The organism is Streptomyces sp. BK208 (genome assembly GCF_004364245.1).
Classification (GTDB): Bacteria; Actinomycetota; Actinomycetes; order Streptomycetales; family Streptomycetaceae; genus Streptomyces.
This window is the reverse complement of sequence record NZ_SOAV01000008.1, coordinates 138,282-156,647: the sequence shown is the minus strand read 5'-3', so window position 1 is coordinate 156,647 and position 18,366 is coordinate 138,282. Positions and strand designations below refer to the sequence as shown.

Sequence of the window (18,366 nt, the reverse complement as noted above, 5' to 3'; positions counted from 1 at the left end):
CAGAGCATTGACCGGCCTGTCTGCTTTCCCACTGCCCTTCGACTCGACCCGCTCCATACCGTCCGTGAAACCCCGGACGCTGCGGGAGCTCGAGATGATGCGGTGCAGCGCCCACATCCGGTCGAAGCCGGAGTGGTCCGAGAAGATGAACGACCCCGACATCCTTGCCAGATGGTCGCGGGAAGCGGTCGCCCAGGGCCTCACCGAGGCGCAGGTGCGTTACGTGCTCGCCGAACTCGCGCACTACGCCGCGCTGCGGGACGCTCGGACCGGCGTCGAGGTGGCCGCCGTGGACGGGGTGTGGCAGTCGGACACACTGATCGACGACGAGCTCCGCTCCCGGCTGCGTGAGGCGGTCCGGGTCCTGGAAGAGGTCCCCGAAGAAGAGCGGGACTGGCATCCCGGATCCGACGGCCAGGTACTGGACCTGGTGCACCCCTCCCTGTTCTGCCTGGTGCGGGAGGCGAGCGGCGCCCCCGAGCGGGCCTGGCGGAACCCCACGAAGCAGTACGCGAAGTACGAGTTCTCGGAGCGGTTCCAGTGGCTGCCCACGGACGTGGACGTCAGCGACGACGGCGAGGTCGCCTTCCGTTCGTACGTCAACAACGTCCACCCCGAGGACCATCGCGCGCTGGCGTCCGTCCTGCCGGACCTGTTCGCGCGCATGCGCCCGCTGTGGGAGAACGTGCTCACCGACCTGCGCCACCCGCGTCCCCCGCGGATCGAGGCCGATCCGTACGGGTGGTACGACGAGTCGGAGGAGCCGGAGGAACCCGAGGAGTCCGACTTCAGCGACGAAAAGGCCTACGAAGAGGCCGTGCAGGCATGGGAAGAGGCCTGCGACGACTGGTGGGAGAACCGCCGCCCGAACGTCCCGGACGCCCCGGACTTCACCCCGCCCGAGACGCCCGGCGAATCGGCACGCGTCGACCTGCGCGGCCGCCGTCTCCAGGTCATCGTCAAGCTCGCCACCGTCCACCTCACCCCGGACAAGCCCGAGTACGCGGGCGGTTCCTGGCACGTCGAGGGCATGCTGAACGAGCGGATCGTCTCGACCGGCATCTACTACTGGGACAGCGAGAACATCACCGAGAGCCGGCTGAGCTTCCGCACGGCGCTGGGCGACCCGAGCTACGAACAGAATGACGACAACGGAATGCGTGAGGTCTACGGCCTGGAGGACGAGGACGCGCTGAACCAGGTGCTGGGATCGGCATCGACCCCGGCGGGCCGCTGCCTGGCGTTCCCGAACGTCCTGCAGCACCGCGTCGACTCGTTCCGCCTCGCGGACCCCGCCCGGCCCGGGCACCGCAAGATCCTCGCGTTCTTCCTGGTCGACCCGTCGGAGACGATCGTCTCGACCTCCGACGTGCCGCCGCAGCAGCCCTGGGCCGAGACCTCGACGATGACGCTGGAACAGGCCAGGGCCTTCCGCGAAGAGCTGATGCGGGAACGCAAGTTCTTCGTCGACGAGCACAACGAACAGCTCTACGAGCGCGAGTTCTCGTTGTGCGAGCACTGAGCCGTGAGCACTGAGCCGTAAGCACTGACCACCAAGCACCGAGCACTGAGCACTGAGCACTGAGCACTGAGCACTGAGCGGCCGAACGCGGGCGCCCCCGTGGAGAGTCCACGGGGGCGCCCTTCGTCGTGCCGGCGGATTCGCCGTGCCGGGGGTCTCAGACCTGGGCCGGCTCCGGCTCCTCCGAGGGTTGCGACTGCTCGGGCAGGCCCTTCTTCGCCGCCCGCTTCTTCGCGCGCCGCTCCTTGCGCAGCTCCAGCATCGCGTAGAGCGTCGGCACCAGGAGCAGGGTCAGCAGCGTCGACGTGATCAGACCGCCGATCACCACCACCGCGAGCGGCTGGGCGATGAAGCCGCCCTCACCGGTGACACCGAGCGCCATCGGGAGAAGGGCGAAGATCGTCGCCAGTGCCGTCATGAGGATCGGGCGCAGCCGGTGGCGGCCGCCCTCGATCACGGCCTCGACGACGCCGTAGCCCTGCTTGCGGTACTGGTTGATCAGGTCGATCAGCACGATGGCGTTGGTGACCACGATGCCGATCAGCATCAGCATGCCGATCATCGCCGGGACGCCCATCGGGGTGCCGGTGGCGATCAGCAGGCCGATCGCGCCGGTCGCCGCGAACGGGATGGACACCAGCAGGATCAGCGGCTGGGCCAGCGACCGGAAGGTGCCGACCAGCAGCATGAACACGATGGCGATCGCCGCGAGCATGGCGAGGCCCAGGTTGACGAAGGCCTCGTCCTGGTCGGCGGTGACGCCGCCGATCTCGGCCGTGGCGCCGGTCGGCAGGTCCAGGCCGTCGATCTTCGACTGGAGGTCCGCGCTGACCGCGCCGGTGTTGTCGCCGGTCGGCTTGGCGGTGACGGTCGCCGCGCGCTGCCCGTCGATCCGGGTCATCGAGACCGGGCCGTCCACCAGCTGCACGGTGGCGATGTCACCGAGCTTGACCGGACCCAGGTTCAGCGCCTTCAGCTCGGCCATCGTGCGGGCGGGCTGTGCCGACCTGATGACGACGTCGCGCTCGGTGTCGCCCAGGGTCGCCTTGGCCGCCGGGGTGCCGCGCACCGCCTGGGCGACGGCGGCGCCGAGGGTCTGGTCGGTGAAACCGGCCCCGGCCGCCTTCGCGTTGGCCTTGACCGAGATGCGCGGCACGCTCTGCGCCAGGTCGCTGGTGACGTCGGTGACGTCGTCGAGCCCGGCGACCGCCTTGCGGACCTGCTCGGCGGCGTCGCGGAGCACCTGTCCGTCGGCGGCCTTGACGACGACGCTCAGGTCCTGGCTGCCGAAGCCGTCACCGGCGGCGAGCGTGGTGGTGCCGATGCCGTCGCCGAGCTTCGCCAGCCCGTCCTCGATGTGGTCCTGGACCTCCTCGGAGGACGCCGAGTCCTCCAGCATGATCTGGTACGAGGCCTGGTTGGTGTCCGTGCCGCCGCCGAAGGCGGCCATGAAGCCGGACGAGCCGATGGTGACCTGGTAGTCCTTGACGCCCTCGGTGCCGCCGAGCAGCTTCTCGACCTTCTGGACCTGCTCGTCGGTCGCGCCGAGGCTGGTGCCGGGCTTCAGCTCCTGCTTGACGCTGAGGACCTCCTGCTCGCCCTGGTCGAAGAAGTTCGTCTTGAGCAGCGGCGCCATGCCGAAGGTGCCGACCAGCACGACGACCGCGATGGCCACACTGGTCAGCCGGCGGCGGGTGGCGAAGCGCAGGACGGGGACGTAGAAGCGCTGGAGGCGGCTCTTGGCCTCCTTCTCCTCCGCGAGGCGGCGGGCCTCGGCCGCGTCCTCCGGCGTGTTCTTCGGGGGCCGCAGGAACCAGTACGACAGCACCGGGACGACCGTCAGCGACACCAGCAGGGACGCGAGCAGCGCGGCGGTGACGGTGAGGCTGAAGGAGCCGAACAGCTCACCGACCATGCCGCCGACCAGACCGATCGGCAGGAACACGGCGACCGTGGTGAGGGTGGACGAGGTGACCGCTCCGGCGACCTCGCGGACGGCGCCCAGGATGGCGTCCTTGCGCTCCTCGCCGTAGCCGAGGTGCCGCTTGATGTTCTCCAGGACCACGATCGAGTCGTCGACGACGCGGCCGATGGCGATGGTCAGCGCGCCCAGCGTCAGCATGTTGAGCGACAGGTCGCGCGTCCACAGGACGATCAGCGCCAGCACCACCGACAGCGGGATGGAGACCGCGGTGACCAGGGTGGAGCGGATCGACGCCAGGAAGACCAGGATGACCAGGACGGCGAAGAGCAGACCGAGCCCGCCCTCGGTGGTCAGACCGGAGATGGCCTTGGAGACCGCCGGGCCCTGGTCGCTGACGACGGTGAGGGTCGCGCCGGAGCCGAGCTGCTCGCGCAGGTCGGGGAGCTTGTCCTCGACGGCGTTCGAGATGGAGACCGCGCTGCCGTCGTGGTCCATCGTCACGGCGACCGCGAGGGACGGCTTGCCGTTGGTGCGGGTGAGGGAGTCGGCCTTGGCCTCCTCCTCCTTGACGGTGGCGACGTCGCCGAGGCGGACCGGCTTGTCGACGCCCTCACCGGTGACCATGAGGTCCTGGATCTGCCGCAGCGAGGTGAAGCCGCCGCCGACCTGGACGGTGCGGTTGGCGCCCGCCTCGTCGAAGGAGCCGGCCGGGACGGTCGCGCCGCCCGCCTGGAGGGACTGGGCGAGTGCCTGCGGGCTCACCTTGGCCGCGGCCAGCTTCGCCGGGTCCGGCGTGACGGTGACCTGGACGTCGCGGACGCCGTCGACGACGACCTGGGCGACGCCGTCGATGTCCTTCAGCTCGGTCACGACCGTCTTGTCGAGCTGGTCGGCCAGCGCCTGCTGGTCCTTGTCCGAGGTGACGGCGAGGACGACGGTCGGGATGTCGTCCGTCGAGCCGGAGATGACCTGCGGGTCCACGTCGTCGGGGAGCTGGGCGCGGGCCCGGTTCACCGCCTGCTGGACGTCGGCGACCAACTGCTGGGTGTCGGGGCCGTAGTCGAAGGACGCCATGATGACGGCGTTGCCCTCACTGGCCGTGGAGGTGACGCCCGAGATCCCGTCGACCGCTTCGAGGCTGTCCTCGATCGGCTCGACGACCTGCTTCTCGACCACGTCCGGCGAGGCACCCTGGTACGGGGCCAGCACCGACACCATGGGCAGTTCGATGGTGGGCAGCAGCTGCTGCTTGAGCTGGGGGATCGCGATCGCCCCGAAGACGAGCGCGACGATCGACATCAGCCCTATCAGGGCCCGTTGCGCGAGGCTGAATCTCGACAGCCAGGACATGGATCAGGGTCTCTCTTCTGTGGCCGAGCGGGGGACGGGGCACATGGCGGCGCCGGCGCGGGCGACACAGGTGAGCGCCCACCCCAACACCCTGAGCCATGGACGGCCCCGCATCCCTAGGCCCCAGGTCCATTTCCTTATCCCGCGCCTACTCCCTCCGCAGTACACGGAGGCGTAGGTCACTCCACCCTTGGACGTACCAGCCCGGACTCGTACGCGATGACGACCAGCTGGGCGCGGTCGCGGGCGCCGAGCTTGGCCATGGCCCGGTTGACGTGCGTCTTCACGGTGAGCGGGCTGACCTCGAGGCGCTCGGCGATCTCGTCGTTGGAGTGCCCGCCGGCCACCTGGACCAGCACCTCCCGCTCCCGCACGGTCAGCGACTCCAGCCGCTCGGCGCGAGCCGGGTCGCGGTCCTCGTCGTCGGTGCCCTGCTGGGCGAGGAAGCGGGCGATCAGGCCCTTGGTGGCGGCCGGCGACAGCAGCGCCTCGCCGCCGGCCGCGACGCGGATCGCGCTGAGCAGCTCCTCGGGCTCCGAGCCCTTGCCGAGGAAGCCGGAGGCGCCGGCGCGCAGCGACTGCACCACGTAGTCGTCCACCTCGAAGGTGGTCAGTATGACCACGCGGACGTGGGCGAGGGACGGGTCGGCGCTGATCATGCGGGTGGCGGCGAGGCCGTCCGTGCCGGGCATCCGGATGTCCATCAGCACCACGTCGGCCCGCCGCTCGGCGGCCAGCCGGGCCGCCTCCGCCCCGTCGGACGCCTCCCCCACCACCTCCATGTCGGGCTCGGAGTCGACGAGCACCCGGAAGGCGCTGCGCAGCAGCGCCTGGTCGTCGGCGAGCAGGACACGGATCGTCATACGGGGTCCTTGAGGGCGTCGGTGGCGGCGTCGGTGCGGTTCCTGACCGGAAGGATCGCATGCACGCGGAACCCGCCTCCGTAGCGGGGACCGGTGGTGAGGGTGCCGCGCACGGCCGTGACGCGCTCGCGCATCCCGAGCAGACCGTGCCCGCCGCCCTCGGCGGGGGCGTCGGCGGCGTCGCCCTCGGTGGTGCCGTCGTCGAGCACGGTCACCTCGATGTTCGGCCCCACCCGTACGACGCTGACCTCGGCCTTGGCCTGTCGCCCCGCGTGCTTCTGCACATTGGTCAGCGCCTCCTGGATGATGCGGTAGGCGGCGAGGTCGACGGCGGCGGGCAGCTCGGTGTCCTGGTCGGTGCGGGCCAGCTCGATCCGCAGTCCGGCGTGGTGGAAGGTGCCCACGAGTTCGTCGAGGCGGGCCAGGCCCGGGGCGGGCTCGGTCGGTGCCTCCGGGTCGCCCGTCTGGCGGAGCAGCCCGACGGTGGCCCGCAGTTCGTCCAGCGCGCTCCGGCTGGCCTCCCGTACGTGGGCGAGGGCCTCCTTGGCCTGGTCGGGCCGCTTGTCCATGACGTGCGACGCGACCCCGGCCTGCACGTTGACCAGGGCGATGTGGTGCGCGACGACGTCGTGCAGGTCGCGGGCGATACGCAGGCGTTCCTCGGCGACGCGGCGACGGGCCTCCTCCTCCCGGGTGCGTTCGGCCTTCTCCGCCCGGTCCCGGATGGCCTGCACGAAGGCGCGGCGGCTGCGGACGGCGTCCCCGGCGGTGGCGCCGATGCCGGTCCAGGCGAAGACGGCGAGGTTCTCCTGCGCGTACCAGGGCAGGGGTCCGGCCAGCATGGCGGCGCCGGTGAGCACGGTCATGGTGAGCAGGCCGACCCGCCAGGTGGTGGGCCGGTCGGTGGAGGCGGCGACGGTGTAGAGGGCGATGACGGCCGCCATGACGACGGGGGCCCGCGGGTCGCCGGTGACGCTCTCGACGACGGAGGCTCCGCCGGTGACGGCGAGGACCGTCATCGGCCTTCGGCGCCGGAAGGCGAGCGCGGCGGCGCCTGCGGTCATCAGGGCGAGGCTGAGGACGTCGGGGGTGCGCAGGCTCCAGCTGACGCCCTTCGGGCCGTGCGGGTCCACGAAGGAGCCGGCGACCATGCACAGCAGGACGGCCGCGGCCAGGGTGGCGTCCAGGGCGGAGGGGTGGGCGCCGATGGTGCAGCGGGCGCGGGCGAGGGTGCTCACGGTTTTTTACGGTAGCCGGAGTGGGCGTGTCTTTTGAGGGGCCGGTGTTCGGTGGGCGTCGGCTGGGGGCTGCGCCCCCCGACCCCGCTTCGGCCCTGAACGGGCCTCGTCCTCAAACGCCGGACGGGCTGGACATCTCGACCGGCGTCAGCACGGCACCGCACGAGACGGGGATGCCGGCCGGCGTCAGTGCGGCGCCGCAGCGGCTGGAGTGCCTGGCCGGGGTGCTCAGGCGCTTCCCGGGATGAGGCCGTCGTCGCTCAGCAGCTCGCGGACCTCCTCCAGGGTGGCGTCCGGGGAGGGGAGGATGAGGTCGGACGGCTCCAAGGTGTCGTCCGGGAGGGGCTCGCCCAGTTCGCGGACCTTGGCCAGGAGGGCCTGGAGGGTCGCCCGGAAGCCGGGGCCGTCGCCGTTCTCCATCTCGGCGAGGAGCTCGTCGTCCAGCTCGTTCAGCTGGGTGAGCCGGCCGTCGGCCAGCTTCAGCTGTCCCTCCCCCATGATCCGTACGATCATGTCGGCCCTCCTAGGCGTGGGCTACTGCTTGTCGAAGCGCGGGGTGTCCTGCGGCTGCTGCTGGGACTGGGACGGGGCCTGGCCCTGACCCTGGCCGCCCTCGATGGCCTGGCGGTCGGCGGTGGAGCCCCCGGCCAGCTCGGCCTTCATGCGCTGCAGTTCCAGCTCTACATCCGTACCACCGGAGAGCCGGTCCAGCTCGGCCTGGATGTCGTCCTTGCGCATGCCGGACTGGTCGTCGAGGGCGCCGGAGGCGAGCAGCTCGTCGATGGCGCCGGCCCGGGCCTGGAGCTGGGCGGTCTTGTCCTCGGCCCGCTGGATGGCCAGGCCGACGTCGCCCATCTCCTCGGAGATGCCGGAGAACGCCTCGCCGATGCGGGTCTGCGCCTGAGCCGCCGTGTAGGTGGCCTTGATGGTCTCCTTCTTCGTGCGGAAGGCGTCCACCTTGGCCTGGAGGCGTTGGGCCGCAAGGGTGAGCTTCTCCTCCTCGCCCTGCAGCGTGGCGTGCTGCGTCTCCAGGTCGGTGACCTGCTGCTGGAGGGCGGCGCGCCGGGAGAGCGCCTCGCGGGCCAGGTCCTCGCGGCCCAGCGCCAGCGCCTTGCGGCCCTGGTCCTCCAGCTTGCCCGACTGGGACTGGAGCTGGTTGAGCTGAAGCTCCAGGCGCTTGCGGCTGGTGGCCACGTCGGCGACGCCGCGGCGCACCTTCTGCAGCAGCTCCAGCTGTTTCTGGTACGAGTAATCGAGGGTCTCGCGCGGGTCCTCGGCCCGGTCAAGGGCCTTGTTGGCCTTCGCGCGGAAGATCATCCCCATACGCTTCATGACACCGCTCATGGGCTTCGCGCGCCCCCTTCTGACCGACTCCAGCTCCAGCGACTGCAACAGAACCCACAGTACGGGCCCTGCATCCATTACCGCACTGTTCGGGGACGGATGCGCTCATCCCCAAGGACGACTGCGCACGCTCCCCGTCCGGCGCAGGGAGTAGGTGATCCCCGGGGTTGTCCGGAAAGTCCCGGTGTCCGGGACTGTGCGCACCATCCGCTCCGTACTTCCGCTCTGTCCCCTTACAGACGTCCGGCGTTGCCGGATCGTTCCCCGCCGGGCTGGGGTCCACACCCCGGCACCCCGTACCCTTGGGTTTTGTGTTCCGTAGCCGTGCCAAGGATGAGAAGGCCCCGAGCGCCGTCAGTGCGCAGGTGACCGACTCCAAGCAGCCCCGTGACCCGCAGGCCCCCAAGGGAAGGCCGACGCCCAAGCGCAGTGCGGCCCAGTCCCAGCGCCGCAGCGTCGCCCATACGCCGACCACGCGCAAGGACGCCGCCAAGCGGCAGCGCGAGGAGCGGCGCACCGCGATGGCCCGGCAGCGCGAGGCGCTGGCGAAGGGCGACGAGCGGTACCTGCCGGCCCGCGACAAGGGCCCGGTCCGCAAGTTCGCGCGCGACTTCATCGACTCGCGGTTCAACATCGCCGAGTACTTCCTGCCGATGGCCGTGATCATCCTCGTGCTGAGCATGGTCCGGGTGGCCTCGTTGCAGAACGTCGCGCTGCTGCTGTGGCTCGTCGTCATCGTGCTGATCGTGCTGGACTCGATCGTCAGCGGCTTCCGGCTGAAGAAGCGGCTCGCCGAGCGCTTCCCGGACGAGCGCAGGCGGGGCGCGGTCGCCTACGCGCTGATGCGTTCGCTCCAGATGCGTCGGCTCCGGCTGCCGAAGCCGCAGGTCAAGCGCGGGGAGCGGCCCTGAGCACCACACCGTTCGCCGGGGGCGCGGCCGAGGCCTGGACAGCGGGACTGTCCGGGCTTCGCAACGTCGTACGGCAGGAGATGGTGGCCCGGCAGCTGGACGAGCAGATAGCCGGGCGCTTCGCCGTGGGCAGGCGGCTGCGCGTGCTCGACGTCGGCATGGGCCAGGGCACCCAGGCGCTGCGGCTGGCTCGGGCCGGGCACCAGGTGACCGGCGTGGAGCGGGACCCCACGATGATCGCCACCGCGCGCGACGCCCTGGCCGGGCAGCCGGAGGGCATCAGGGAGCGGATGCGCATCGTCGAGGGGGACGGCCGGGACACCGGCGTGCACTTCCTGCCGGGCAGCTTCGACGTCGTGCTCTGCCACGGCGTGCTCATGTACGTCGAGGAGCCCGATCCGCTGCTCGCGGGGCTGGCCCGGATGCTCGCGCCCGGCGGCCTGCTGTCGCTCGTGGTGCGCAACGGCGACGCGCTGGCGATGCGCCCCGGCCTGCACGGCGACTGGACGGGCGCGCTGGCCGCCTTCGACACCACGAACTACCGCAACCGCCTGGGCCTCGACGTCCGTGCGGACCGGCTGTCGACGCTGACGGCGAGGCTCGCGGGCATCGGCGCCCCGCTGCACACCTGGTACGGCGTCCGGGTCTTCACGGACACGGCGCCCGACGGCGCCCCGGCCCCGGACGACCTGGAGGCCCTGCTGGCCGCCGAGGAGCGGGCCGGCCGGACCGACCCGTACCGCGCGGTCGCGGCCCTGCTGCACCTGTGCGGGGTACGGGGCTAGGAAGCCGGCCCGGGCCGACCCGAGCGGGGTCCGGTGCGTCGTGCGGAACCGGCCGGCCCTTCCCGGCGCGCCCGCGGGCGGAGAGCCCGCGGAACGCCCCCCGGGGGCAGGACCGTCTAGGCGAAGGCGACGGCCAGGGTGGCGGCGACGGGTGCCAGGTACAGGACCGGGAAGGCGACGGTCTTGTAGGAGCGGGCGCGCAGGACGGTGACGACGGCCCCGACGAAGTACAGGATCAGGCCCACGGCCGCGACCACCCCGACGGCCGGCACGGCCAGGCCGGCCAGCAGCCCCGCCGCCCCGAGCACTTTGGCGACCGCGAGCGGGGTCCACCAGGACCGGGGCACTTCGTAGGACACCAGCGGATCGACGACGAACGGCGCGCGTCGCAGCAGCGAGACGCCGGAGAAGCCCACCCACACGGCGGTGAGCACGGTGAGGACGGTGGCGGTGACGGACATCGGTGCGGCTCCCGGGCGGTGCGAGTGGACGAGGCGGATCGGTGTGCCGACGTGGCGGCAGTCGGAAGTCTGTTCCGGGCGTCCTGGACCATCAACGTCTGCTTTTGGAAGAATCGATCACACGTGGGTTATCGACGGTGGACGCGGGCGAGGCCCTGACGCCGGGGCCCGAGGACCGAGGCCGGGGGCGCGCGCGTGGAGATGCGGGACATCGAGATCTTCCTGACGCTCGCGGAGGAACTGCACTTCGGGCGGACCGCGACCCGCCTGTACGTGTCCCAGGCCCGGGTCAGCCAGGCCATCAAGGCGCAGGAACGCCGCATCGGGGGCCCGCTCTTCGTCCGCAGCAGCCGGTCGGTGCGGCTCACGCCGCTCGGTGAACGCCTGGCACGGGAGCTGCGGGTCGGGTACGACGGCATCCAGCGGGCGCTGGCGGAGGCCACCGCCGTCGCCGGACGGGTCGAGGGCACACTCACCGTCGGCGTCATGGGCGCACTCGGCCACGAACTCGCGCCCCTGGTGTCCCGCTTCACCGCCCGCCACCCGGGCTGCCGGGTGGACTTCCGGGAGGTGCACTTCAGCGATCCGTTCACCGCGCTGAGACAGGGGAGGACCGACGCGGCACTGCTGTGGCTGCCGGTGCGGGAACCGGGCCTGACCGTCGGACCGGTCGTGCTGACGGAGGGCCGGGTGCTCGCGGTCGGCGCGGACCACGTCCTCGCCGGGCGGGCCGAGGCGAGCCTGGAGGATCTGGGCGACCACTCGGTCCTCGCCCTGGGCCAGGAACTTCCGGAGTCCTGGACCGCCGCCATGCTGCCCGCCCGGACCCCTCTCGGGCGCCCCGTCGCCCCGGCGGGCCCACCGGTGACGTCCTTCCACGAAGTCCTCACCCACGTCGCGGCCGGGACCGGCGTCTGCCCGCTCAACGCCCATGTGCTGCGCTACTACACGCACCCCGGCGTGCGGTTCCTCCCGATGCCGGACGCCCCCGCCACCGAGTGGGCGCTGGTCCGGCGCACCGCGGCCGAGCCGGCGCCGCTGCGGGCCTTCGCCGGCTTCGTCCGTGCGCTCGGCCCGGAGTCCCTCCCGTGACCCGGCTGCTGCCCTGACCGAGCGCGCACACGGTCGTACCCCGTCCGTTCCGTCCCGTCGCCGTCCCGGCGCCCGTTCGGGGGTTCAACGGGGGCCGGGGGCCCGGGGCGCGGTGAGACTCGGGCCATGGACACTTCCCGCGCCCGTCTGACCCGGCTGCTCGCCCCGATCGCCGCCCTGGCCTGCCTCCTGCCGCTGTCGGCCGGTTGTTCCGGCACCGGGGCGGGGACCGACCGGGGGGCGGGGAGCGCACGGGAGGGCGACACGGCGCAGGCCGCGGCGCCGCGCGCCGCCAGTGATCTGCAGGCCGACTACGAGCGGGTGATCAAGGACGTGCTGCCGTCGGTCGTGCAGATCCAGGCAGGCGACTCGCTGGGGTCGGGGGTCGTGTACGACGGGAAGGGTCACGTCGTCACCAACGCGCACGTCGTCGGGGACGAGAAGTCCTTCCGGGTGACGACCGCCCGCGACGAGGGCGCGCTGGGCGCGAAGCTCGTCTCGTCCTACCCGGAGCAGGACCTGGCGGTCATCAAGCTCGACAGGGTGCCCGAGGGGACCAAGGCGGCCCGCTTCGGGGACTCCGCGAAGGTCGCCGTCGGGCAGATCGTGCTGGCGATGGGCTCGCCGCTCGGCCTGTCCTCCAGCGTGACGCAGGGCATCGTGTCGGCGACCGGGCGGACCGTCACGGAGGGCAGCAGCGGGGGCGGCACGGGCGCGACCATCGCCAACATGGTGCAGACGTCGGCGGCCATCAACCCGGGCAACAGCGGGGGCGCCCTGGTGAACCTGGACGGCCGGGTGATCGGCATCCCCACCCTGGCGGCGACCGATCCGGGCCTCGGGGACAGCGCGGCGCCCGGCATCGGGTTCGCGATCCCGGCGTCGATGGTGACGACGGTGGCCGGGCAGATCATCAAGAACGGCAAGGTCACCGACTCGGGCCGGGCCGCGCTGGGCATCACCGCCCGCACGGTCGTCGACGGCTCCTACCGGCCGGCCGGGGCGGCCGTCGTCGAGGTGAGCGACGGCGGGGCCGCAGACGCGGCGGGGCTGCGGTCGGGGGACGTCATCGTCAGGCTCGGGGACACGGACATCACCACCATCACCTCGCTGTCCGAGGCGCTGGCGTCGATGCGGCCGGGCGACCGGACCAAGGTCACGTACACCCGGGACGGCGAGGAGCACACCGCCGAGGTGACGCTGGGCGAGCAGTGACGGGGCGGACACGGGTGGGGGAAACACCCGGGGGCGAGCTTCCGAGGGTGCGAGCGCCGACGGGGGCGAAGCCGCCCCCGCCCGCACCCGGACCCCTCAGGCCTCGGACTCGGCTTCGGCTTCCGCCTCGGCCTCCGCCTCCTCGGCGTGCAGGCTCATCGGGCCGTAGATCTCGGTGGAGTCCTCGAAGAGCCGCACCTGGTCGGTCCCGCCCTCCTGAAGGTCCTTCCAGTGCTCCCCGATCCAGGACTCGGCGTCCCCTTGCGTGGTGAACTCCTCGGGCTGCACCGCGGGCTGGACCTCCGTCCCGTCGGCCGTCTCGAACCGCCACGTCCATGCCGCCATGTACGCCTCCAAGATGTGAGCACATGCAGAGCGGAAGCCGGATCTTGGTCCGGCCCCCGCCCGCAGCCTATGCGCTGAGCCGGGCGCACCGTGGAAGACCCTGGGACAAGCCGGGCCAGGCCCGGGGGACGGGGGGCCCGGAGACCGGCCCGGACACGGCTTGCGGTGACGACGGACGGGGCCCGGCGCGCGCCCTCGGGGGGCTCGGGCGCGCACGTCGCCGGGCGACCGGTGAAAATCGGTGCGTGGACGTCACTCTGCTCGGCACCGGTGCCCCGGCGGGACTGCCCCGCCCCGACTGCCCCTGCGCGGCCTGTGCCGCGGCACAGGGCGAGTACGCGCGCGCGGCGACCGCGCTGCTGGTGGACGGGGCGCTGCTGCTCGACCTGACGCCGGGTGCCGCGTTCGCCGCGGCCCGGGCCGGGCACTCCCTGGCCGGCGTACGGCAGGTGCTCCTCTCGCACCCGCACGACGGCCCCGCCGTGGAGGTGCCGGCCGGGCTGCCGCAGCCGGGCCGGGTGCCGGACGGGCGGGAGCTGGCGCTGCTGACCGGGCACCGGGTGCGGGCGGTGGCACTGGACGCGCCGGGCACCGGCTACGCGGTGACGGGACCGGACGGCGGGCGGTTCCTGTACGTGCCCCCGGGCGGCGCTCCGGCAGGTCTGGAGGCGCCGGCGGAACCGTACGACCTCGTCCTCGCGGACGTCGTGGGGCGGCCGGACGCGCTCGCGAGGCTGCGCGCGGTGGGCGCGGCGGGCCCGACGACGGACGTCGTCGCCGTCCACCTGGACCACGACGCGCCGCCGGGTCCCGAGCTGACGCGGCGGCTGGCGGCGGCCGGCGCGCGGGCGGTACCGGACGGCACGACGCTGGCGGTGGGCTCGTACGAGGACGTGCCCGACGTACCGCGGCGCACCCTCGTCCTGGGCGGCGCCCGGTCGGGCAAGTCGGTGGAGGCCGAGCGCCGGCTGGAGTCCTTCCCGGACGTCGTCTACGTGGCCACGGGCGGCACGCGGGGCGGCGACACCGAGTGGGCGGCCCGGGTCGGCGCGCACCGGGAGCGGCGCCCGGGGTCGTGGCGCACCGTCGAGACGTGCGACCTGGTGCCGCTCCTGAAGGACGAGGGGCCGCCCCTCCTCGTCGACTGCCTGTCGCTCTGGCTGACGGACGCGATGGACGCGGTCGGCGCGTGGGACGACGCGGAGTGGGCCGGCGGCGGCGAACGGGCGCTCAGGGACCGGGTGCGGGAGCTGACGGAGGCGGTCCGCGCCACCCGGCGCACCGTGGTGGCGGTGTCGAACGAGGTGGGCTCGGGCATCGTCCCGGCCACGGCGTCCGGCCGCCGCTACCGCGACGAACTCGGCCGTCTGAACGCCGCGTTCGCGGGCGAGTGCGAGCAGGTGCACCTTGTGGTGGCGGGCCAGGCGCTGGTGCTACGCGGCTGAGGCGTCCTTGCGCGCGATGACGCGGCGGGCCCGGGCGCCGGTGAGGACCGTGCAGCCCCGGGCGACGAGTTCGGCGTTCAGTCCGAACGGGTGCACGGGCAACAGGCGGCGCGGGTCGGCCACGTCGACGAGCAGGTGCCCGCCGGGCCGCAGCATCCCCAGCGCGGCCCGCAGCTCCGCCCGGGGGTCCGGAACGCGCTCCAGGTACTGGAAGAGGCTGACGACGTCGTAGCGCTCCCGCAGCCGGGCCGTGATGTGGCGGTCCGTCAGGCGCCCGACGAACGCCTCCTCCACCCGCTCCAGGGCCCGGGCCCGCAGCACGCGAGGGGTGGGGTCGAGGCCGTCGAACGAGGTGTACGGAAAGTGCCTGCGAGCGGTCAGCGGGAAGTCGGCGTCCCCGGTGCCGACGTCCAGCCAGCTCTCCGGCGCGGGACAGCGGCGGAGCACGGCGCGGGCGGCCAGACCGTGTCTCAGCCGGACCCCGGCCCGGACCAGGGGGTGCTCCGGGCCGGGCGCGAGCGGGGGGTTGCGGAAGACGTGCCGGCAGTCCGAGCACCGCTCGACCGGCGACCGGTGGGGCGCGCCCTGCCGCGGCCCGTCACCGCGCAGCCGGGCACGCAGCCGCCGCGAGCCGCACCACGGGCAGTCCTGCCGGTAGGGCCCGTACGGAGGCACGGGAGGGACGGCGGGCACCGGGGAGGCGAGGGGAACGGGCGGCACCGTCGGAGCGGGGGGAACGGGGGGCACCGGGGGGAGCGGAGGCACCGAGGGGGTGGAGGGTCCGGACACGGGCGGCTCCCGACGCGAGACGAGGACGTACGAAGGGCGTACGAGGCGTACGACATTCCTGGCAAAACGTTACGTAGGTGATCGCGTTCCGGTGCGCAACGACGCAGCCCGGGCGCGCTGCCCACGGGCCCTTAATCGGGTGGGACCGGGGCCGGTACTGTTCGGCGAATGAGCTCGCTGAATCTCGACGACTTCACCGACCTGATCGAGCGCCCCGACGGCGGGGTGCGTCGCGACGCGGAGGCGCGCCGGGAGCGTCAGGCCGTCCCGCCCGGATCGCTGGGCCGCCTGGACGACCTGGGCGAGTGGCTGTCGGCCGCTCAGTCCTCCGTACCGGTCCGGCCCGTCGTGCGGCCCCGGGTGGTGCTCTTCGCCGGTGACCACAAGGTCGCCGAGCTGGACGTCTCCGCGCGGCCCGCGGGCGGCGCCGGTGAGCTGGTGCGCGAGGTGCTGGAGGGCGGCCGGCCGGTGTCGGTGCTCGCCAGGCGCCTGGACGTGCCCGTACGCGTCGTCGACATGGCCCTGGACTGCGATCCCGCGACGCTGCCGGCCGAGGTGGCCGGACACCGGGTGCGGCGCGGCGGCGGACGCATCGACGTCGAGGACGCGTTGACCCTGGAGGAGGCGGAGGCCGCCTTCCGGGCCGGCATGGCGGTGGCCGACGAGGAGGCCGACTCGGGCACGGACCTGGTGGTGCTCGGCGACGTGAGCGTCGGCGGTACGACGGCGGCGGGCGTCCTGGTCGCGGCGCTGTGCGGGACGGACGCGTCGGTCGTCACCGGGCGGGGCGGGCTGCCGATCGACGACCTGGCCTGGATGCGCAAGTGCGCGGCGATCCGCGACGCGCTGCGCCGCGCGCGGCCCGTCCTCGGCGACCAGTTGCAGCTCCTCGCCACGGTCGGCGGGGCGGACCTCACCGCCATGACGGGCTTCCTGCTGCAGAGCGCGGTACGGAAGATGCCGGTGATCCTGGACGGGGTGGTGACGGCCGCGTGCGCGCTGGTGGGGCAGCGGGTCGCCTTCCGGGCGCCGGACTGGTGGCTGGCCGCGCACGACAGCGGGGAGCCGGGGCAGACCAAGGCGCTCGACCGGATGGCCCTGGAGCCGCTGCTGTCGCAGGGTGTGAAGGTGGGCGAGGGGGTGGGTGGACTGCTCGCCCTGCCCCTGGTGCAGGCGGCGGCGTCCCTGGCGGCGGAGCTGCCCGAGGTCTCCGGCGGTGAGGGTGGGGACGACGGCGAGGTCGTGGCAGCCGGCGAGTGAACGGCGTTGCCCGGTGACCCGGCGTGGGTGCGGGGTGGGGAGCGCGGCCCGGCGCTGACCGGGTGCCTCCCCCAGTGCCTGAACGGCCTGGGAGGTACCCCCGGCGCCCACCTGTGCCGCCCTGGGGGTGCCCCCTTCGGGGGAGGCACGAGTGCCCGCAGTCGTGGAGGGCCGGCCGGCAGGGGTTCGTGACTGCGCGGCGGCGCTCTCAGTGGGGGTCCGGGCGGCCGCCGATCCAGTCCTGGAGGGTGCGGCGGGGGCCGGTCCAGCGGCGGTCGTGGCGGTAGGCGCGCAGGCGGGCCCTCGCGCGGGCGCGGGGGCGGCGGGCGTAGAAACGGCGGGCCCACGGGGAGCCGGGCCGGGCCAGGCGGACCGCGCCGACCAGGGCGATCACGGGAACGATGACCCCGAAGACGGCCAGCCGCGCCTTGCCCTTGGCCAGGGAGAGCAGGGAGAAGAGGAAGTTCGCGGCGACCGTCGCGACGACGTTCACGCGGTCCTGCATCTCGTCCTGGGACAACCCGTCGACACCGAACGGCGTGAAGCCGGCGAGGACCAGTCCGACCAGGGCCGCGGTGAGCACCACGGCCTCCACGCTCTTGCGGCCCGCCTCGGTCCAGTAGACGTCGTCCAGGTGCAGGATCAGCGCGAACTCGTCCAGTACGAGCCCGGCGCCCACTCCGAAGACCACCGCCGCGAGCGCGGACCCGAATCCGTGCCGGCCGCCCGCCACCGCGCCGAAGCCGCCGACGACGGTGAGCACGACCCCGGGAACCACGTGGTGGATGTGCACCCCGCCCGTCTCGACGTTGCCGAAGGGGCCCTTGCCGGCCCTGATGAGCCGGGTGACGACCCGGGTGATCACGAACGTCAGCACGAAGGCGCCCAGGGCGAGGAGCAGCGGCAGCTTTCCCGGTTCCATGATGTTGCGCTGCCACCAATCTCCCATATGCGCACTTTATCCCCGGGGCCCGTCAATGCCTCGCCGACCGCCGGGTAGTCTGCGCCGGTGCTCAGGACCCCCTCCCCCGACGGTCTCCGTTTCGCCTTCGGCACCTTCACCGTGTTCCCGGTCGAGGTGACCCGCTGGGACCGGGACGCCGCGCGCGGCGGCATGCTCTGCGCGCCGCTGGCCGGGCTGGCCGTCGGCGTCGCCGCCGCGGGCACCGGGCTGTTGCTGCAGTTCCTGGGCGCGGGGAGTCTGCTCGCCGCGGTCGCCACGGCCGCCGTACCCGCCCTGCTCACACGTGGACTCCACCTGGACGGGCTGGCCGACACCGCCGACGGACTGGGCAGCGGCAAGCCCGCCGAGGACGCCCTGCGGATCATGAAGCAGTCGGACATCGGACCGTTCGGCGTGCTGGCCCTGCTGTTCACGCTCCTCGCCCAGGTGGCCGCCCTGGCGCAGGCCTACGACGGCTCGTGGGCGCGGGGCGCGCTCGCCGCGGTGGTGTCGGCGACGGCCGCCCGGCTGGCGCTCACGGCGGCGGCCCGGGCCGGGGTGCCCGCCGCCCGTCCGGAGGGACTGGGCGCCGCGGTCGCCGGGGCGGTCCCGGCCGGCGGGGCATGGGCCGTGGCGGCTGCCGTCACCCTGGCCGGCGCGACGGCGGGGGCGTGCCTGGGCCCGTACGACGCGCTGCGCACGGCGCTCGCCGTGGTGGGCGGGGTCGCGGCCGCCGAACTGCTGCTGCGGCACTGCGTGCGCCGCTTCGGGGGCGTCACGGGCGACGTCTTCGGCGGGGTGGCGGAGACGGCGGCCACGACCGCGCTGGTCGTCCTGGTCCTGGGCTGAGCCGCGAGGACGGGGCCCGGGACCGAGGGG

At 73.3% G+C, this 18,366-nt stretch carries 17 protein-coding genes; 8 read left to right on the top strand and 9 right to left on the bottom strand.

Annotated features, from left to right (window positions below):
- Positions 1-7: 7 nt before the first annotated feature.
- Positions 8-1,522: a DUF4246 domain-containing protein gene (locus tag EV562_RS20940; protein WP_133888358.1), complete on the top strand. Its 1,515-nt coding sequence runs from the start codon at positions 8-10 to the stop codon at positions 1,520-1,522.
- 157 nt (positions 1,523-1,679) lie between these two features.
- Here EV562_RS20940 and EV562_RS20935 read toward each other — a convergent pair whose 3' ends face one another.
- The 5 genes from EV562_RS20935 to EV562_RS20915 form a co-directional block, all read right to left on the bottom strand.
- Positions 1,680-4,796 (bottom strand): efflux RND transporter permease subunit, encoded by a 3,117-nt coding sequence (locus EV562_RS20935; RefSeq protein ID WP_133888357.1) that lies wholly within the window; start codon positions 4,794-4,796, stop codon positions 1,680-1,682.
- Positions 4,797-4,975: 179 nt separating this feature from the next.
- Positions 4,976-5,659: a response regulator transcription factor gene (locus tag EV562_RS20930; protein ID WP_133888356.1), complete on the bottom strand. Its 684-nt coding sequence runs from the start codon at positions 5,657-5,659 to the stop codon at positions 4,976-4,978.
- Positions 5,656-6,897, bottom strand: coding sequence for a histidine kinase (locus EV562_RS20925; RefSeq protein WP_133888355.1), 1,242 nt, complete (start codon positions 6,895-6,897; stop codon positions 5,656-5,658). Before EV562_RS20925 ends, EV562_RS20930 begins: the two co-directional genes overlap by 4 nt.
- Before the next feature lie 228 nt (positions 6,898-7,125).
- A complete protein-coding gene (locus tag EV562_RS20920) occupies positions 7,126-7,410 on the bottom strand; it encodes a hypothetical protein (RefSeq protein ID WP_133888354.1) in 285 nt (94 codons plus the stop codon).
- A gap of 21 nt (positions 7,411-7,431) precedes the next feature.
- The gene (locus tag EV562_RS20915) at positions 7,432-8,229 is read right to left on the bottom strand and encodes a PspA/IM30 family protein (protein ID WP_279588508.1); all 798 of its coding nucleotides are present in this window, start codon (positions 8,227-8,229) and stop codon (positions 7,432-7,434) included.
- Between the two features lie 284 nt (positions 8,230-8,513).
- On the opposite strand from EV562_RS20915, the gene EV562_RS20910 reads away from it, so the two are divergent.
- Both EV562_RS20910 and EV562_RS20905 read left to right on the top strand, forming a co-directional pair.
- Positions 8,514-9,152 carry a DUF3043 domain-containing protein gene (locus EV562_RS20910; protein ID WP_166661935.1) on the top strand — a complete coding sequence of 213 codons (639 nt, stop codon included), beginning with the start codon at positions 8,514-8,516 and terminating at the stop codon, positions 9,150-9,152.
- A gap of 83 nt (positions 9,153-9,235) precedes the next feature.
- Entirely contained in the window at positions 9,236-9,937 is a 702-nt protein-coding gene (locus EV562_RS20905) for a methyltransferase domain-containing protein (protein ID WP_133888551.1), read from the top strand.
- Between the two features lie 116 nt (positions 9,938-10,053).
- On the opposite strand, the gene EV562_RS20900 is transcribed toward EV562_RS20905, so the two are convergent.
- Positions 10,054-10,398 carry a DoxX family protein gene (locus EV562_RS20900; protein ID WP_133888352.1) on the bottom strand — a complete coding sequence of 115 codons (345 nt, stop codon included), beginning with the start codon at positions 10,396-10,398 and terminating at the stop codon, positions 10,054-10,056.
- A 201-nt stretch (positions 10,399-10,599) separates the two neighbouring features.
- On the opposite strand from EV562_RS20900, the gene EV562_RS20895 reads away from it, so the two are divergent.
- Both EV562_RS20895 and EV562_RS20890 read left to right on the top strand, forming a co-directional pair.
- The gene (locus EV562_RS20895) at positions 10,600-11,490 is read left to right on the top strand and encodes a LysR family transcriptional regulator (protein WP_166661934.1); all 891 of its coding nucleotides are present in this window, start codon (positions 10,600-10,602) and stop codon (positions 11,488-11,490) included.
- A gap of 126 nt (positions 11,491-11,616) precedes the next feature.
- The gene (locus EV562_RS20890) at positions 11,617-12,705 is read left to right on the top strand and encodes a trypsin-like peptidase domain-containing protein (protein ID WP_133888350.1); all 1,089 of its coding nucleotides are present in this window, start codon (positions 11,617-11,619) and stop codon (positions 12,703-12,705) included.
- 96 nt (positions 12,706-12,801) lie between these two features.
- Here the strand turns inward: EV562_RS20890 and EV562_RS20885 are convergent, their stop codons facing one another.
- The gene (locus tag EV562_RS20885) at positions 12,802-13,050 is read right to left on the bottom strand and encodes a hypothetical protein (RefSeq protein WP_133888349.1); all 249 of its coding nucleotides are present in this window, start codon (positions 13,048-13,050) and stop codon (positions 12,802-12,804) included.
- 245 nt (positions 13,051-13,295) lie between these two features.
- Between EV562_RS20885 and EV562_RS20880 the strand changes: the two genes are divergently transcribed.
- Positions 13,296-14,495 (top strand): bifunctional adenosylcobinamide kinase/adenosylcobinamide-phosphate guanylyltransferase, encoded by a 1,200-nt coding sequence (locus EV562_RS20880; protein ID WP_133888348.1) that lies wholly within the window; start codon positions 13,296-13,298, stop codon positions 14,493-14,495.
- On the opposite strand, the gene EV562_RS20875 is transcribed toward EV562_RS20880, so the two are convergent.
- Complete coding sequence (locus tag EV562_RS20875; RefSeq protein ID WP_243860107.1) at positions 14,484-15,170, bottom strand: class I SAM-dependent methyltransferase; 687 nt, start codon at positions 15,168-15,170, stop codon at positions 14,484-14,486. The genes EV562_RS20880 and EV562_RS20875 overlap by 12 nt on opposite strands.
- A 282-nt stretch (positions 15,171-15,452) precedes the next feature.
- Between EV562_RS20875 and cobT the strand changes: the two genes are divergently transcribed.
- A complete protein-coding gene (gene cobT / locus EV562_RS20870) occupies positions 15,453-16,544 on the top strand; it encodes a nicotinate-nucleotide--dimethylbenzimidazole phosphoribosyltransferase (RefSeq protein WP_133888346.1) in 1,092 nt (363 codons plus the stop codon).
- 208 nt (positions 16,545-16,752) lie between these two features.
- Here the strand turns inward: cobT and EV562_RS20865 are convergent, their stop codons facing one another.
- Positions 16,753-17,493, bottom strand: a complete 741-nt coding sequence (locus EV562_RS20865) for a hypothetical protein (RefSeq protein WP_133888345.1) — start codon at positions 17,491-17,493, stop codon at positions 16,753-16,755.
- Positions 17,494-17,553: 60 nt separating this feature from the next.
- Here EV562_RS20865 and EV562_RS20860 point away from each other — a divergent pair, with 60 nt between their 5' ends.
- The gene (locus EV562_RS20860) at positions 17,554-18,336 is read left to right on the top strand and encodes an adenosylcobinamide-GDP ribazoletransferase (RefSeq protein ID WP_133888344.1); all 783 of its coding nucleotides are present in this window, start codon (positions 17,554-17,556) and stop codon (positions 18,334-18,336) included.
- The last annotated feature ends 30 nt before the right edge of the window (positions 18,337-18,366 follow it).

Excerpts from the sequence above, each read along its gene's own strand:
- EV562_RS20885 (WP_133888349.1), bottom strand. The coding sequence starts at position 13,050 with ATGGCGGCATGGACGTGGCGGTTCGAGACGGCCGACGGGACGGAGGTC.
- EV562_RS20865 (WP_133888345.1), bottom strand. The coding sequence starts at position 17,493 with ATGGGAGATTGGTGGCAGCGCAACATCATGGAACCGGGAAAGCTGCCG.
- EV562_RS20900 (WP_133888352.1), bottom strand. The coding sequence starts at position 10,398 with ATGTCCGTCACCGCCACCGTCCTCACCGTGCTCACCGCCGTGTGGGTG.
- EV562_RS20890 (WP_133888350.1), top strand. The coding sequence starts at position 11,617 with ATGGACACTTCCCGCGCCCGTCTGACCCGGCTGCTCGCCCCGATCGCC.
- cobT (WP_133888346.1), top strand. The coding sequence starts at position 15,453 with ATGAGCTCGCTGAATCTCGACGACTTCACCGACCTGATCGAGCGCCCC.
- EV562_RS20930 (WP_133888356.1), bottom strand. The coding sequence starts at position 5,659 with ATGACGATCCGTGTCCTGCTCGCCGACGACCAGGCGCTGCTGCGCAGC.
- EV562_RS20915 (WP_279588508.1), bottom strand. The coding sequence starts at position 8,229 with ATGAAGCGTATGGGGATGATCTTCCGCGCGAAGGCCAACAAGGCCCTT.
- EV562_RS20920 (WP_133888354.1), bottom strand. The coding sequence starts at position 7,410 with ATGATCGTACGGATCATGGGGGAGGGACAGCTGAAGCTGGCCGACGGC.
- EV562_RS20895 (WP_166661934.1), top strand. The coding sequence starts at position 10,600 with ATGCGGGACATCGAGATCTTCCTGACGCTCGCGGAGGAACTGCACTTC.
- EV562_RS20935 (WP_133888357.1), bottom strand. The coding sequence starts at position 4,796 with ATGTCCTGGCTGTCGAGATTCAGCCTCGCGCAACGGGCCCTGATAGGG.